Origin of the sequence: Kitasatospora sp. NPDC048296, assembly GCF_043201815.1 — a bacterium.
Taxonomy (GTDB): Bacteria; Actinomycetota; Actinomycetes; order Streptomycetales; family Streptomycetaceae; genus Kitasatospora.
In genome coordinates, this window is sequence record NZ_JBICZB010000083.1 from 19,009 (window position 1) to 31,593 (window position 12,585).

Consider the following 12,585-nt stretch of genomic DNA (forward strand, 5'->3'; position numbering starts at 1 on the left):
CGCCGGGGATGGCGGGCATGGCGCGGACCGCAACCCCGGGCTGGTGCAGCCCAACCGGGGGCCCCCCGCGGGGGCGCCCCCCCCCCCGGGCGGGGGGGGGGGGGCCCCGCCCCCCCCCCCCCCCCCCCTTCCGCGTTCACGCCCTCAGCTGACGGGCTCGGTCGACGCCCTCAGCAGCAGTCCTGGACCACCAGCCCGGCCGGCAGCTGGTCCCCGCCGAACACCGTGACCGTCGCCGGGTCCCCGCCGAGCGCGGCGACCGCGAGCAGCAGCGCCCCGGCCGTCCAGGTGGTGCGCTCCTCGGGCCAGATCGCGTCGTCCTCGAAGACGTACCCGGTCCAGTACGAGCCGTCCTCGTGCCGCAGGTGCTTCTGGATCCACCGCAGGATGTCCACCGCGCGGTCGGACTGCCCGATCGCCCAGAGCGCGAGGGCCAGTTCGGCGCTCTCGCCGCCGGTCACCCACGGGCGGTCGCTGACGCAGCGCACGCCGAGGCCGGGGACGACGAAGCGGTCCCAGTCCCGCTCGATCCGGGCCACCGCCGCGTCGCCGCGCAGGCCGGTGCCGAGCACCGGGTAGTACCAGTCCATCGAGTAGCGGCCCTTGTCGAGGAACCGCTCGGGGTGGTGGGTGATGGCGTGCCGCAGCCGCCCGGCCGCGAGCTCCCAGTCGGGCTGGGGCTCCTCCAGGTAGTCGGCGACGGCCAGGCCGCAACGCAGCGCGTGCAGGATGCTGGACGAGCCGGTGAGCAGCGCCTCGTCGGTGGCGGCGCCGTCCTCGTCGACCCGCCAGGCGATCGGGCCGCCGGGCAGCCGCAGGCCGACGATGAAGTCCAGGGCCCGCCGGACCACCGGCCAGATCCACTCCAGGAAGGCGTCGTCGCCGGTGCTGAGGTGGTGGTGCCAGACCCCGACCGCGATGTACGCGCAGAAGTTGCTCTCCTTGGCGCGGTCGGTGACCACGCCGTCGGTGTACGCGGCGTACCAGGAGCCGTCCGGGTTCTGCTGGGCGGCGAGCCAGCGGTAGGCGGCCTCGGCGGCGGCGTGCTCGCCGGCGGTGTCGAGGGCCATCGCGGCCTCGGTGTGGTCCCAGGGGTCGAGGTGGTGGCCGGCGAACCACGGTATGGCGCCGTCGGGGCGCTGCTCGGCCAGGATGCTGCGGACGGTGCCGGCCGCCTGCTCGGCGTCCAGCACCCCGTCGAGCAGCAGCACCTCGGGGACGGCGGCGGTCATGCGCCCGCCCGGCCGGACTCGACGCGGTTGGGCTTGGAGGCGTACGCCACGAAGCTCTTGCCGATGACCGGGTTGAGCGCCTTTTCGGCGGCCTTGGTGAGGGCGCTGATCACCGGGGTGCCGACGATGTCCCAGACCAGCAGCTGGTGGTACGCCTTGACCGGCAGCGCCTTGTCGTTGTCCACGCCGACCGCGCACTTGATCCACCAGTACGGCGAGTGGAGCGCGTGCGCGTGGTGGGTGCCGTACGGCTCCAGGCCGGCGTCCTTGAGCTTGCCGAGCAGCTCGTCGCCCCGGTAGATCCGGATGTGGCCGCCCTCGACCTCGTGGTACTCGTCGGACAGCGCCCAGCAGATCTTCTCCGGCAGCCAGCGCGGCACGGTGACGGCGAGCAGGCCGCCCGGCTTGAGGACCCGGAACATCTCGTTGAGCACGCCCTTGTCGTCGGGTATGTGCTCCATCACCTCGGAGATGATGATCTTGTCGAAGTACTCGTCCTCGAACGGCAGCGCCAGCGCGTTGCCCTCCATCGCGACGGCCGAGGCGCCCTCGGGGGCCTCACCGGCCAGCTCCATCGCGGCGAACCACTTCTTGACCTCGGCGATCTCCTCGGCGTTCTGGTCGAGGGCGATCACGTTGGCGCCGCGGCGGTAGCACTCGAACGCGTGCCGGCCCCCGCCGCAGCCCAGGTCGAGCACCCGGTCGCCGGGGGCGAGCGGGAAGCGCGAGAAATCGACGGTCAGCACTGCAGGGCTCCCATTCCTATTGCTAACAAGCGTTCTTGACGCTTCGTCAGGCCACCACTCGCCCGGTGTCCCGGGGCGCGTCGGTCAAGAGCGCGTCGCTCGGGGCGCGTCGCTCAAGAGCACGTCACTCAGGGCACGTACCGCCAGCCGGGCCCGGAGCGGGCCCGGGCGCCGACGCCGGTGGCGATCGCCGCACGGTACGCCTCGGCGGTCAGCTCGGCGGCCCGCGCCCAGGTGAACCGGGCCAGTACCCGCTCCCGCCCGGCCGCGCCGAGTTCGGCGCGCAGCCGCGGGTCGTCCAGCAGCCGGCCGAGCGCGGCGGCCAGCGCGTCCGCCTCCCCCGGCGGCACGGCCAGGCAGGTCACGCCGTCCGGCCCGGCCACCTCGGGGATCGCCCCGCCGGTGGTGGCGACCAGTGGGGTGCCGGTGGCCATCGCCTCGGCGGCGGGCAGCGAGAAGCCCTCGTACAGCGACGGGACGCAGGCCACCTCGGCCGAGCGGTACAGGTCGACGAGCTCCTCGTCGCTCAGACCGGTGCGGAACTCGATGTGCTCCGCCAGCCCGAAGCGGCGCACCGCCTCGGCCACCGGCCCGTCGTCCTTCTGCGGCTTGCCGACCACCACCAGGTGCGCGTCGCGCTCGGTGCGGACCTTGGCCAGCGCCTCGACCAGGAAGACCAGGCCCTTGAGCGGCACGTCCGCGCTGGAGGTGGTGACGATCCGGCCGGGGACCCGCTCGACCTCCGCCGAGGGCGACCAGAGCCGGGTGTCGGCGCCGATCGGGACCACCGAGATCGCGCCGGGGGCGGCGCCCAGGTGCTCGGCGATCTCGCGCTGCGAGGAGCCGGAAACGGTGATCACGTGGTCCAGCCGGGCGGCGACCCGGCGCTGCATCCGGGTGAAGGCGTACCAGCGGCGCAGCGACAGCCGCTTCAGCCGGGTGGTGGCCGCGTCCAGCTCCAACTGCCGGTCCACGGTGATCGGGTGGTGGATCGTGGTGACCAGCGGGAAGCCGTGCCGGGCCAGTCCCAGCAGGCCGTAGCCGAGGGTCTGGTTGTCGTGCACCACGTCGTAGCGGCCCTTGTGCCGGGCCAGGTACTGGCGGGCGCGCAGCGAGAAGGTGAGCGGCTCGGGGAAGCCGCCGGTGCGCATGGTGGCGAACTCCAGCATGTCCACCGGCCCGCGGAACTCGCCGCGGGCGGGCGTGCGGAAGGGGTCGTCGGCGCGGTAGAGGTCCAGGCTGGGCAGCTCGACCAGGCGCACCGAACCGGGCCCCTCGACCTCGTCCAGTACGGGGTAGGGCTGGGCGCCGATCACGTCCACGTGGTGGCCGAGTCTGGCCAGCTCACGGGAGAGGTGCCGTACGTACACGCCCTGACCGCCGCAGAACGGGTCCCCGCGGTATGACAGCAGGGCAATCCGCAGCGGCTGCGCGGTCATCCTCGGCCCTCATCTCTGGCTGCTATCGGTGCTACTGGTGCTGCCGGTCGCTAAAGTAGATCAGGTTTCAGTGGCTGTGGAACTCTTCATCGACCGTGTGAACAATGAGAGACCTCGAAGATACCGGCCCGTAGCTTTCGCTCAGGAGCCAGGGCTGGTGATTCCCGCCACGCCGGCCCGACCGACCGACCGACCGACCGCGGGTCGACTTCGAGTCGACTTCGTGTCGACCCGTTCTGGAGCACGCCGCCACCCACGCGCCCCCGGGAGCACACTTGCCGTCGCCGACCACGTCCGTGAGCCCCACCCCCGCGTCCTCGGGCGAGCCGCCGCTGACTGCGCGCCAGGCCGAGCGGCGCCGCCGGATCCTGCGCGCCGCCACCACGCTGGCCGCCCGCGGCGGGTACGAGGCGGTGCAGATGCGGGAGGTCGCGGAGAGCGCGCAGGTCGCCCTCGGGACGCTGTACCGGTACTTCCCGTCCAAGGTTCACCTGCTGGTCGCGGTCATGCTGGAGCAGCTGCAGGGCCTCCAGGAGCACATCCGGCGGCACCCGCCGACCGACCAGGAGCCGGCCCTGCGGGTCGCCGACGCGCTCACCCGGGCCTTCCACGCGCTGCAGCGCGAACCGCTGCTGGCCGAGGCGATGGTCCGCTCGATGTGCTTCGCCGACCGCTCGGTCGGGGCCGAGGTGGACCGGATCAGCGCGGCCACCGGTCAGCTCATCCTGGACGCGATCGGCCAGTCCGCGCCGCCCAGCGAGGGCCAGCGGGCGGCCGTCCGGGTGATCGAGCACACCTGGCACGCGGCCCTGGTCGCCTGGCTCTCCGGGCGCGCCTCGATCGCCGAGGTGCGGGCCGACCTGCACACGGCGGCCCGGCTGCTGACGCTGGCCTGAGCTCTCGCGGACTGGAACCTGTTCCTGCTGCCGGGGGCCGGTCCGGCCCGGCCCGGCGGCTAGAGTCGACGGGCACCACAACTCCATCCCGCTCCTCCCCCGGGGGAAGCCGGTGTGAATCCGGCGCTGACCCCGCAACCGTGAGCCCGGCCGCCGCACCGCGCGGCCCGGACGAGTCGGAGCACCCGGGGAGGGGCGAGCGGCCAGACCGGGCGCGCCCGCGCCCGGCACCCGTCGAGGACTACGGAACGGCCCCCGCCCGGGCCACCACCGCTCACCGAAAGGCACACCCGCACCATGCTGAACGCCGCCCGACTGGGCGCCGCCGCCCTGTCCGCCGCGCTGCTCGCCGGCGTCGCCGCCGGACCGGCCCTCGCCGACAGCCCCTCGCCCTCCGACGGCCCGGCCACTCCGGCGGCCCCGGCCGCTCCGGCCACTTCGGCGGCTCCGGCCGTCCCGGACGGCCTCTACGGCAGGAGCGACCCGACGTACGACGGCGTCTGGCGCCAGTCGCTGGCGCTGACCGCGCTGTCGGCCGCCAAGGTCACCCCGGCCGACTCCGCCGTCGCGCGGCTCACCGGGCAGCAGTGCGAGGACGGCGGCTGGCCCTCCTACCGGGCGGCCGGCGCGGCCTGCGACGCCAAGACCGAGGACAGCAACGCCACCGCCGTCGCCATCCAGGCGCTGGTGGCCCTCGGCGGGCACCAGCCGGCCGTCGACAAGGGCGTGCAGTGGCTCAAGGCCAACCAGAACGCCGACGGCAGCTGGCCCTACAACCCCGGCAGCCCGGGCGACGCCAACTCCACCGGCCTCGCCGTCAACGCGCTGTTCGCGGCCAGGACCGACCCGGCGAGCGTCGCCAAGGCGGGCAGCGGGGGCGCGGCCGGGAAGAACGCCTTCGACGGCCTCGCCCACTTCCAGCTCGGCTGCACCGCCCCCGCCGACCAGCGCGGCGCCTTCGCCTTCCAGCCGGACCCGGCCGCCGGCACCCTCGCCCCCAACACCCTGGCCACCGCCCAGGCCGCGCTCGCCGCCGCCGGCGGGCACCTGCCGGTCACCGCCTCGGTGCGCGCCGACTCGACGCCCAAGCCCCTCGCCTGCGCCGACGGCTCCGCGCCCACCGCCGTCCCGCACGCCGAGGCCGGCGAGGCCGTCGGCGCCTACCTCACCGCCCAGCTGTCGGCGGGCGGCCAGCACCTCACCCTCACCATGCCGGGCGCCGAGCCCAAGCCCGACTACACCGCGACCGCCTGGGCCGCGCTCGCCCTCACCCAGAGCGGCCACCCCGAGCAGGCCTCCGAGGCCGTCGACTGGCTTGAGGGACAGGGCGCCACCTGGACCAAGAACGGCACCGACGCCGCCGCCACCGCCACCCTCCTCATGGTCGCCCAGGCCACCCACCGCGACACCGCCGACCTCACCGGCCAGCTCACCGCCCTCGGCCCGGCCCCCAAGGCCGCCGCCACCACGGAGGCCACTCCGGCGAAGAAGAAGAACGACGGCTTCGGCCAGTTCTGGCTGATCATCGTCGGCCTGCTCGTCGGCATCGGCGGCGGCCTGCTGCTCAGCCTCCAGCGCAAGCGCAACCCCAACCTCTGATGCGCTCGGTGGTTCACGGCCTCCCGGTCGGCGGGCGGCGGCCGCCGGCCGCCCTTCTCGCGCTGCTCGGAACGCTGCTCCTGATCGCCGGCGCCGCACCCGCGCAGGCCGCCTCCGGATACCGGTACTGGTCGTTCTGGCGCGGGGCCGACGGCGGGGCGTGGACGTACCAGCAGCAGGGGCCCGCGATCGCCGTGCCGCCGGACGGCGCCGTCGACGGCTGGCGGTTCGCCGTCAGCCCCGACGGCGGGCAGGACGCCGCGAAGCCCCGCACCCAGGCGCGCTTCGACGCGATCTGCGCGAACACCCCCGCCCAGAACGGCCGCAAGCGGGTGGCCGTCGTGCTGGACTTCGGGACCGCCGAGGACGCCGGGGCCTCCGCCGCGCAGCCGCCCGAGCAGCGGACGACGTGCGCCAGCGTCGCGCCGCGCGCCAGCTCGGCCGAGGTGCTGGCCGCCGTCGCGCCGCCGCTGCGGTACGACACCAACGGGCTGCTGTGCGCCATCGCCGGCTACCCGAAGGCTGGGTGCGCCGAGCAGTTGGGCGCGGCCGCCGCGCCGCCGGACAACACCGCCAAGGCCGCCCCGCAGAGCGGCGGCGGCAGCAGTGGCGGCAGCGGCCCGGACATCGGCCTGGTCGCGGGCGGCGCGCTGGTCGCCGTCCTCGCCGGGGGCGCCGTCTGGCAGGCGCGCCGCCGCCGCAACCCCTGACCACCTCGCCCGGCCCCTGACCTCGGCTCCTGACCTCGGCTTCCAACCCGCCGCCCGGCCACGCCTCCTAGCCCCACCGCCTGGACCCACCTCCTGCCCCCGTCTCCCAGGACAGAATCCGTGAGCAGCACCGCCCGCCGCACCCGACCGCCCACCGGCCCCCGCCAACTGCACCCCGGGGCCTGGTGGTTGTGGGCGCTCGGGCTGGGCGCGGCGGCGACCCGCACCACCAACCCGGCGATCCTGCTGCTGCTCGCCGCGACCGCCGGTTACGTGGTCGCGGCGCGGCGCGGCGATGCGCCGTGGTCGCGCTCGTACGGGGCGTTCCTGCGGCTCGGCCTGCTGGTGCTGGGCATCCGCCTGGTCTTCGCCGTCCTGCTCGGCTCGCCGATCCCCGGCACCCACGTGCTGCTCACCCTGCCCGAAGTCCCGCTCCCCGCCTGGGCGCAGGGCGTGCGGATCGGCGGGCGGGTCACCGTCGAGGGCCTGCTCGCCGCGCTGTACGACGGGCTGCGGCTGGCCACCCTGCTGGTCTGCGTCGGCGCCGCCAACTCCCTCGCCAGTCCGGCCCGTCTCCTGCGCGCCCTGCCCGGCGCGCTCTACGAGGCGGGCGTGGCCGTGGTGGTGGCGATGACCTTCGCGCCGAACCTGGTCGCCGACGTCCGCCGACTGCGCGCCGCCCGGCGCCTGCGCGGCCGCACCGACAAGGGCATCGCGGCCGTGCTGAGCGTCGGACTCCCCGTCCTGGAGGGCGCGTTGGAGCGGTCCATCGCCCTCGCGGCGGCGATGGACACCCGAGGCTTCGGCCGCACCGCCGACGTCCCGCGCCCGCTCGCCCGGGCCACCGCCGCGCTCACCCTGGCCGGACTGCTCGGGGTCTGCCTGGCCGCGTACGGGCTGCTCACCGCCGGGGGAGCCGGCTGGGCACTGCCCGTCCTCCTGCTCGGCCTGGCCGCCGCCTTCGCCGGGCTGCTGCTCGGCAACCGGCGATCCGTCAGGACCCGCTACCGGCCGGATCCTTGGGCCGTTCCCGAGTGGCTGACGGCGGGATCCGGCGCCGCCGTGGCGGCCCTCACCACCTACCTGGCCACCCAGGGCCCGGCCGCCTTCGCCCCCACCGTCGTCCCGCCGACCGTCCCCGAGCTGCCGCTGGCCGCCGTCCTGGCCGTACTCCTCGGCCTGGTACCGGCGTTCGCCGCCCCGACCCCGCCCCGGAGGGCTTCGTGATCACCTTCGAGCAGGTCTCCGTACGGTACGCGGACTCCGCAGCGCCCGTTCTGAACGACGTCGACCTCACCGTCCCCGAGGGCGAACTCTGCCTGCTGGTCGGCCCGTCGGGCTCCGGCAAGTCCACCCTGCTGGGGACGGTCAGCGGCCTGGTGCCGCACTTCACCGGCGGCGTGCTGCACGGCCGGGTCACCGTCGGCGGCCGGGACACCCGCGAACACCGCCCGCGCGACCTCGCCGACCTGGTCGGCACCGTCGGCCAGGACCCGTCGGCGCAGTTCGTCACCGACACCGTGGAGGACGAACTCGCCTACGGCATGGAGTCCTTGGGACTGCCGAGCGACGTCATGCGGCGCCGGGTCGAGGAGACCCTCGACCTGCTCGGCCTCGCCGACCTGCGCGACCGGGCGCTGGGCTCGCTCTCCGGCGGCCAGCAGCAGCGCGTCGCGATCGGCTCGGTGCTCACCGTCCACCCGCGCGTGCTGGTCCTGGACGAGCCCACCTCGGCCCTCGACCCGGGCGCGGCCGAGGAGGTGCTCGCCGTCCTCCAGCGGCTGGTGCACGACCTCGGCACCACCGTGCTGATGGCCGAACACCGGCTGGAGCGGGTCGTCCAGTACGCCGACCAGGTACTGCTGCTGACCCCGGGCGCGCCCCCGGTGCTGGGCGAACCGGCCGAGGTGATGGCGCACTCGCCGGTGCACCCGCCGGTGGTCGGCCTCGGCCGGCTCGCGGGCTGGCGGCCGCTGCCGCTGTCCGTGCGCGACGCGCGCCGCAAGGCGGCAACGCTCCGTACCGAGCTGGACGGCCGGGTGCCCGCCGCGGGCGCCGTTTCGGGTGGTGCGCCGATCGCCGTCTCCGACCGCCTCGCTGTCCGACGCGGCCCGGTGCAGGCCCTGCGCGGGGTGGACCTCGTACTGCGCCCCGGGGAGATCACCGCCCTGATGGGCCGCAACGGCGCCGGCAAGTCCACCCTGCTCGGCAGCCTGGTCGGCCTGCACACCCCCGCCTCCGGCAGCGTCACCGTCGGCGGCCGCGCCCCGCACCGCACCCGCCCCGCCGAACTGATCCGCCAGGTCGGCCTGGTCCCCCAGGACCCGCGCGACCTCCTGTACGGCGAGAGCGTCACCGCCGAATGCGCCGCCGCGGACTCGGACGCGGGCGCTGCCGCGGGTTCGTGTCGCACCCTGGTCGAACGCCTGCTGCCCGGGATCGCCGACACCACCCACCCCCGCGACCTCTCCGAAGGCCAACGCCTCACCCTCGCCCTCGCCGTGGTGCTCACCGCCCGGCCCCCGCTGCTGCTCCTGGACGAGCCGACCCGCGGCCTGGACTACGCGGCCAAGGCCCGGCTGGTGGAGATCCTGCGCGACCTGGCAGCGGAGGGCCACGCCGTGCTGCTGGCCACGCACGACGTCGAGCTGGCCGCCGAACTGGCGCACCGGACCGTGATCCTGGCCGAGGGCGAGATCGTCGCGGACGGCCCGACGGCGGAGGTGGTGGTCTCCTCGCCGGCCTTCGCGCCGCAGGTGGCCAAGGTGCTGGCGCCCGGACCGTGGCTCACCGTCCAGCAGGTCGCGGAGGCGCTGAACGCATGAGCAGCCGTCCTGTTCCGCTCGGGCGCCGGTCGGTCGCGGCGCTGCTGCTGGTGTCCTTCGTCGGCGTGACGGCCTTCGGCTGGCCGCTGCTCGCCTCCACCAAGTCGGCCCTGGTCGGCCACTCCGCCGACGCCCCTTGGCTGTTCGCCTTGCTGCTGCCGTTGTTGCTCGCCGTCGTGATCGCCCAGATCTCCGAGGGGCGGTCGGCGGGTGGTGGGGCACCCGGGCTGGACGCCAAGTCCGTTGCGCTGCTGGGGGTGTTGGCGGCGGCCGGCGCCGCCCTCCGGCCGCTCGGCGCGGGGACGGCGGGGCTGGAGCCGATGTTCTTCCTGATGGTGCTGTCGGGGCGGGTGCTGGGGCCGGGCTTCGGCTTCGTGCTGGGCTCGCTGTCGATGTTCGCCTCGGCGCTGCTCACGGGCGGGGTGGGGCCGTGGCTGCCGTTCCAGATGCTCGCGATGGGCTGGGTCTGCCTCGGCGCGGGGCTCCTGCCGGGCGCCGCCACACTGCGCGGCCGCCGCGAACTGCTGGTGCTGGCTGTTTACGGCGCGCTGTCGTCCGTGTTGTACGGCACGATCATGAACCTCCAGGGCTGGCCGTACATCGGAGGGCTGGCCGGGTCCATCTCCTTCGTCCCCGGCGATCCACTGCCCGCCAACCTGGTCCGCTTCGCCGCCTACTGCCTGACCACATCGCTGGGTTGGGACCTGCCGCGCGCGGCCCTCACGGTCGTCCTGTGCCTCACCCTCGGCACGCCCGTCCTGCGCGCGCTGCGCCGCACCACGCGACGTGCGGCCTTCGACGCGCCGGTCGACTTCCGGCCGCCAGGCGGGTGAACCGCCACTTCCCTGGCGCGCCGCACACCTTCGATCTTCCAGTTCGTCCACGATCATCGCGACCGTGACCCGAACCCTCGCCCGCACCACCACCGTCACCGCGACGACCCTCACCCTCGCCGCCGCCTTCGCCGCCCCGGCCGCCGCCGTCACCTTCATCGGCCGCGACGTCCCCACCACCGTCTCCATCGCCCCCGGCCAGACCGGCGCGGTGCCGTGGACGTACCAGAACACCGGCGGCGCCGGCCTGCTCCCGCCCTCCGGCATGACGGCGGTCTTCACCGCCCCCGGCAACACCACCTTCCCCGCCCAGACCACCGTCCCCACCGAGTACAGCAGCGACGGCGCGTCCTGGACCGGCAACAACGTCGGCCTGCGCAACTGCACTCTCAGCAACGGAAACCGCACCCTCACCTGCGACGGCTACGGCCGCAACGGCGGCAACAGCGGCTGGCCGTCCAACGGCTACTTCCGCTTCTCCCCACAGGTCACCGTCGACCCGTACGCGCCGGACAACACCACCCTCCCGCGCGGCAACGGCAGCTTCCGCTACATGCGTCCCGACAGCGGCACGGTCGACACGATCGACAACGGCACCCTCAACGTCGCCACCCCGCCCCAGACCTCCAGCGCCATGTGCCTGGACGTCGGCAACACCCGCCACAACGCCGACAACGTCCGGATCTGGCAGTGCCTCGACCACACCAACCAGCGCTTCGTCCTGGACGGCGGGCGGGCTAAGGTCGCCGACACGGTGGGCACGGCGCAGGAGATGTGCCTCGACGCCGACTACACGGGCGAGAACGGCGACAACGTCCGGATCTGGGCCTGCGAGTACTCCGAGGCAGCCCGCGCCAACCAGACCTGGCTGCTGCACGAGGGCTCGTTCGTCCTGCAACGGACCGTCGGCACCGCCGACGAGATGTGCATCGACATCGGCTCCGACCGCGACAACGGCGACAACGTCTTCCTGTACACCTGCGGCGCTGCCAACTCCAACCAGAAGTTCGTGGTGGAACGCGGCTACATCAAGGTCCGCGACACCCTCTGACACTCCGCACAAAGCTGCCCAGCAAACGCAACGGGCCGCCCGCACATCCCGTCCCGCCCGGGACACTCGTGCCGGCGCGGCCCGTCTGCCGTACTGCGTGGTGCCGGAACCCTCGGCACCTTCCCGATCCGCGCCGCGACGATCGCCCCCACGCTGTGCGTGACCGTCTCCGGCAAGGGGGCGGCCAGAATCCCCGACAACGCCTCGCGCGTCCACCCACCCGCGAGCAGTTCCTCCACCCGCGCCGCCTGATCGCTCAACGGCTTCCCTGCCATCGCCATCCGGGGCTCCCGGCGCCCGAGTTCGAGCAGCAGCGCCATGCCGGCCGTCAACTTCTCGGAGGGACGGACGGAAGGTTCTTCCACTTCCTTCACCCTCACTTCCTTGGATGGGCTTCCCGCCTTCCCGGCGCCTGCCGTTCCAGCTCCAGGCGACCCGGCGGCCGGGGACACGGGAAGCGGCGGCATCATGTGAACCGCCTTCCCCACCACCGGCACTTCATGGACCGAGACGACCGTCCGAACCTGCCCCGTCACCGGATCCCGGAGCGTCTGTCGGACGTAGTGCCCGGCCGCCTCCAACTCCCGCAGCGCCCCCGCGACGGCCGTCCGCCCCTCAACGCTCTTCGCCGCCAGCGTGCGGACATCCTCGCGTGCCCCATCCGGCAGGCTCAGCAGATAGCTGAGAAGCCCTCGGGCCGTCCAACTCAGCGAGTGCTTACGGACGACGTGGCCGTTGTCCAGGATCGTGTACCCGGGAGCATGCCGAGGGATACGATGAATGTGCATCTTGGAGCGCTTTCTCCTGGTGCCATACCCCGGGGTGTTGGCGCACCGCCGGGGCTCACTTTTGCCCATGTACCGAGCACCCCTTCAGACGCCCGGCATCGCAATGTTCACCGTAATGCCGTAACAATGCGTCAAACTCCCACTTACATCACCCATTCAGGCCGGCGCAGGCGCGCACAACCCGGCGCGCCCCGGGCTCGCAAGCCCGGGGCGCGCCTCACAATCCCGCTATCACCCGATCACGCAGTCCGGCGCGTCCAGCCACACCCGGTGCTCACCTGCCACGGTGACAGTCAGACCGAACCGGCCGAGGCCCGGCCCACCTTGGCGCTGCCACCAGGCGTGGGCGGCGGTCACCTTGAAGTTCCACCCTGCGGTTGGACACCTGGACACTGGGACGTATGAGCCCAGAGGAAGCAGTCACAGGTGGGAACCAAGAGCAACATGAGTAAGCGGTATACGGCGG

At 74.0% G+C, this 12,585-nt stretch carries 12 protein-coding genes and 1 riboswitch; of the genes, 7 read left to right on the top strand and 5 right to left on the bottom strand.

The features are described 5' to 3' along the window. Positions 1 to 170 precede the first annotated feature (170 nt). From ACGF12_RS32875 to ACGF12_RS32885, 3 genes are all read right to left on the bottom strand, one after another. The gene (locus ACGF12_RS32875) at positions 171 to 1,232 is read right to left on the bottom strand and encodes a prenyltransferase (protein WP_380610628.1); all 1,062 of its coding nucleotides are present in this window, start codon (positions 1,230 to 1,232) and stop codon (positions 171 to 173) included. Next, on the bottom strand, positions 1,229 to 1,978 hold the full coding sequence (locus ACGF12_RS32880) for a class I SAM-dependent methyltransferase (RefSeq protein ID WP_393038314.1): 750 nt from the start codon (positions 1,976 to 1,978) through the stop codon (positions 1,229 to 1,231). The genes ACGF12_RS32875 and ACGF12_RS32880 overlap by 4 nt, the downstream gene beginning before the upstream one ends. A gap of 128 nt (positions 1,979 to 2,106) precedes the next feature. Continuing rightward, positions 2,107 to 3,417, bottom strand: a complete 1,311-nt coding sequence (locus ACGF12_RS32885; protein ID WP_393038317.1) for a glycosyltransferase family 4 protein — start codon at positions 3,415 to 3,417, stop codon at positions 2,107 to 2,109. A 296-nt stretch (positions 3,418 to 3,713) separates the two neighbouring features. Here ACGF12_RS32885 and ACGF12_RS32890 point away from each other — a divergent pair, with 296 nt between their 5' ends. From ACGF12_RS32890 to ACGF12_RS32920, 7 genes are all read left to right on the top strand, one after another. After that, entirely contained in the window at positions 3,714 to 4,313 is a 600-nt protein-coding gene (locus tag ACGF12_RS32890) for a TetR family transcriptional regulator (protein WP_393038320.1), read from the top strand. Between the two features lie 102 nt (positions 4,314 to 4,415). Further along, positions 4,416 to 4,500, top strand: a riboswitch (cobalamin riboswitch). Between the two features lie 110 nt (positions 4,501 to 4,610). Continuing rightward, positions 4,611 to 5,912, top strand: a complete 1,302-nt coding sequence (locus tag ACGF12_RS32895; RefSeq protein WP_393038323.1) for a prenyltransferase/squalene oxidase repeat-containing protein — start codon at positions 4,611 to 4,613, stop codon at positions 5,910 to 5,912. After that, entirely contained in the window at positions 5,912 to 6,622 is a 711-nt protein-coding gene (locus tag ACGF12_RS32900) for an SCO2322 family protein (RefSeq protein ID WP_393038326.1), read from the top strand. The genes ACGF12_RS32895 and ACGF12_RS32900 overlap by 1 nt, the downstream gene beginning before the upstream one ends. Before the next feature lie 120 nt (positions 6,623 to 6,742). Then, positions 6,743 to 7,849, top strand: coding sequence for an energy-coupling factor transporter transmembrane protein EcfT (locus ACGF12_RS32905; protein ID WP_393038329.1), 1,107 nt, complete (start codon positions 6,743 to 6,745; stop codon positions 7,847 to 7,849). Further along, positions 7,846 to 9,447 (top strand): ABC transporter ATP-binding protein, encoded by a 1,602-nt coding sequence (locus ACGF12_RS32910; protein ID WP_393038332.1) that lies wholly within the window; start codon positions 7,846 to 7,848, stop codon positions 9,445 to 9,447. The genes ACGF12_RS32905 and ACGF12_RS32910 overlap by 4 nt, the downstream gene beginning before the upstream one ends. Next, on the top strand, positions 9,444 to 10,280 hold the full coding sequence (locus ACGF12_RS32915; protein ID WP_393038335.1) for an ECF transporter S component: 837 nt from the start codon (positions 9,444 to 9,446) through the stop codon (positions 10,278 to 10,280). Before ACGF12_RS32910 ends, ACGF12_RS32915 begins: the two co-directional genes overlap by 4 nt. Before the next feature lie 64 nt (positions 10,281 to 10,344). Continuing rightward, a complete protein-coding gene (locus ACGF12_RS32920; RefSeq protein ID WP_393038338.1) occupies positions 10,345 to 11,331 on the top strand; it encodes an RICIN domain-containing protein in 987 nt (328 codons plus the stop codon). Here ACGF12_RS32920 and ACGF12_RS32925 read toward each other — a convergent pair. Continuing rightward, entirely contained in the window at positions 11,304 to 12,119 is an 816-nt protein-coding gene (locus ACGF12_RS32925; protein ID WP_393038341.1) for a hypothetical protein, read from the bottom strand. The genes ACGF12_RS32920 and ACGF12_RS32925 overlap by 28 nt on opposite strands. A gap of 231 nt (positions 12,120 to 12,350) precedes the next feature. After that, positions 12,351 to 12,476 carry a hypothetical protein gene (locus tag ACGF12_RS32930; RefSeq protein WP_393038344.1) on the bottom strand — a complete coding sequence of 42 codons (126 nt, stop codon included), beginning with the start codon at positions 12,474 to 12,476 and terminating at the stop codon, positions 12,351 to 12,353. Between the last annotated feature and the right edge of the window lie 109 nt (positions 12,477 to 12,585).

Bases quoted from the DNA above. Each gene is read 5' to 3' on its own strand.
- ACGF12_RS32915 (WP_393038335.1), top strand. From the start codon at position 9,444: ATGAGCAGCCGTCCTGTTCCGCTCGGGCGCCGGTCGGTCGCGGCGCTG.
- ACGF12_RS32900 (WP_393038326.1), top strand. From the start codon at position 5,912: ATGCGCTCGGTGGTTCACGGCCTCCCGGTCGGCGGGCGGCGGCCGCCG.
- ACGF12_RS32925 (WP_393038341.1), bottom strand. From the start codon at position 12,119: ATGCACATTCATCGTATCCCTCGGCATGCTCCCGGGTACACGATCCTG.
- ACGF12_RS32875 (WP_380610628.1), bottom strand. From the start codon at position 1,232: ATGACCGCCGCCGTCCCCGAGGTGCTGCTGCTCGACGGGGTGCTGGAC.
- ACGF12_RS32895 (WP_393038323.1), top strand. From the start codon at position 4,611: ATGCTGAACGCCGCCCGACTGGGCGCCGCCGCCCTGTCCGCCGCGCTG.
- ACGF12_RS32885 (WP_393038317.1), bottom strand. From the start codon at position 3,417: ATGACCGCGCAGCCGCTGCGGATTGCCCTGCTGTCATACCGCGGGGAC.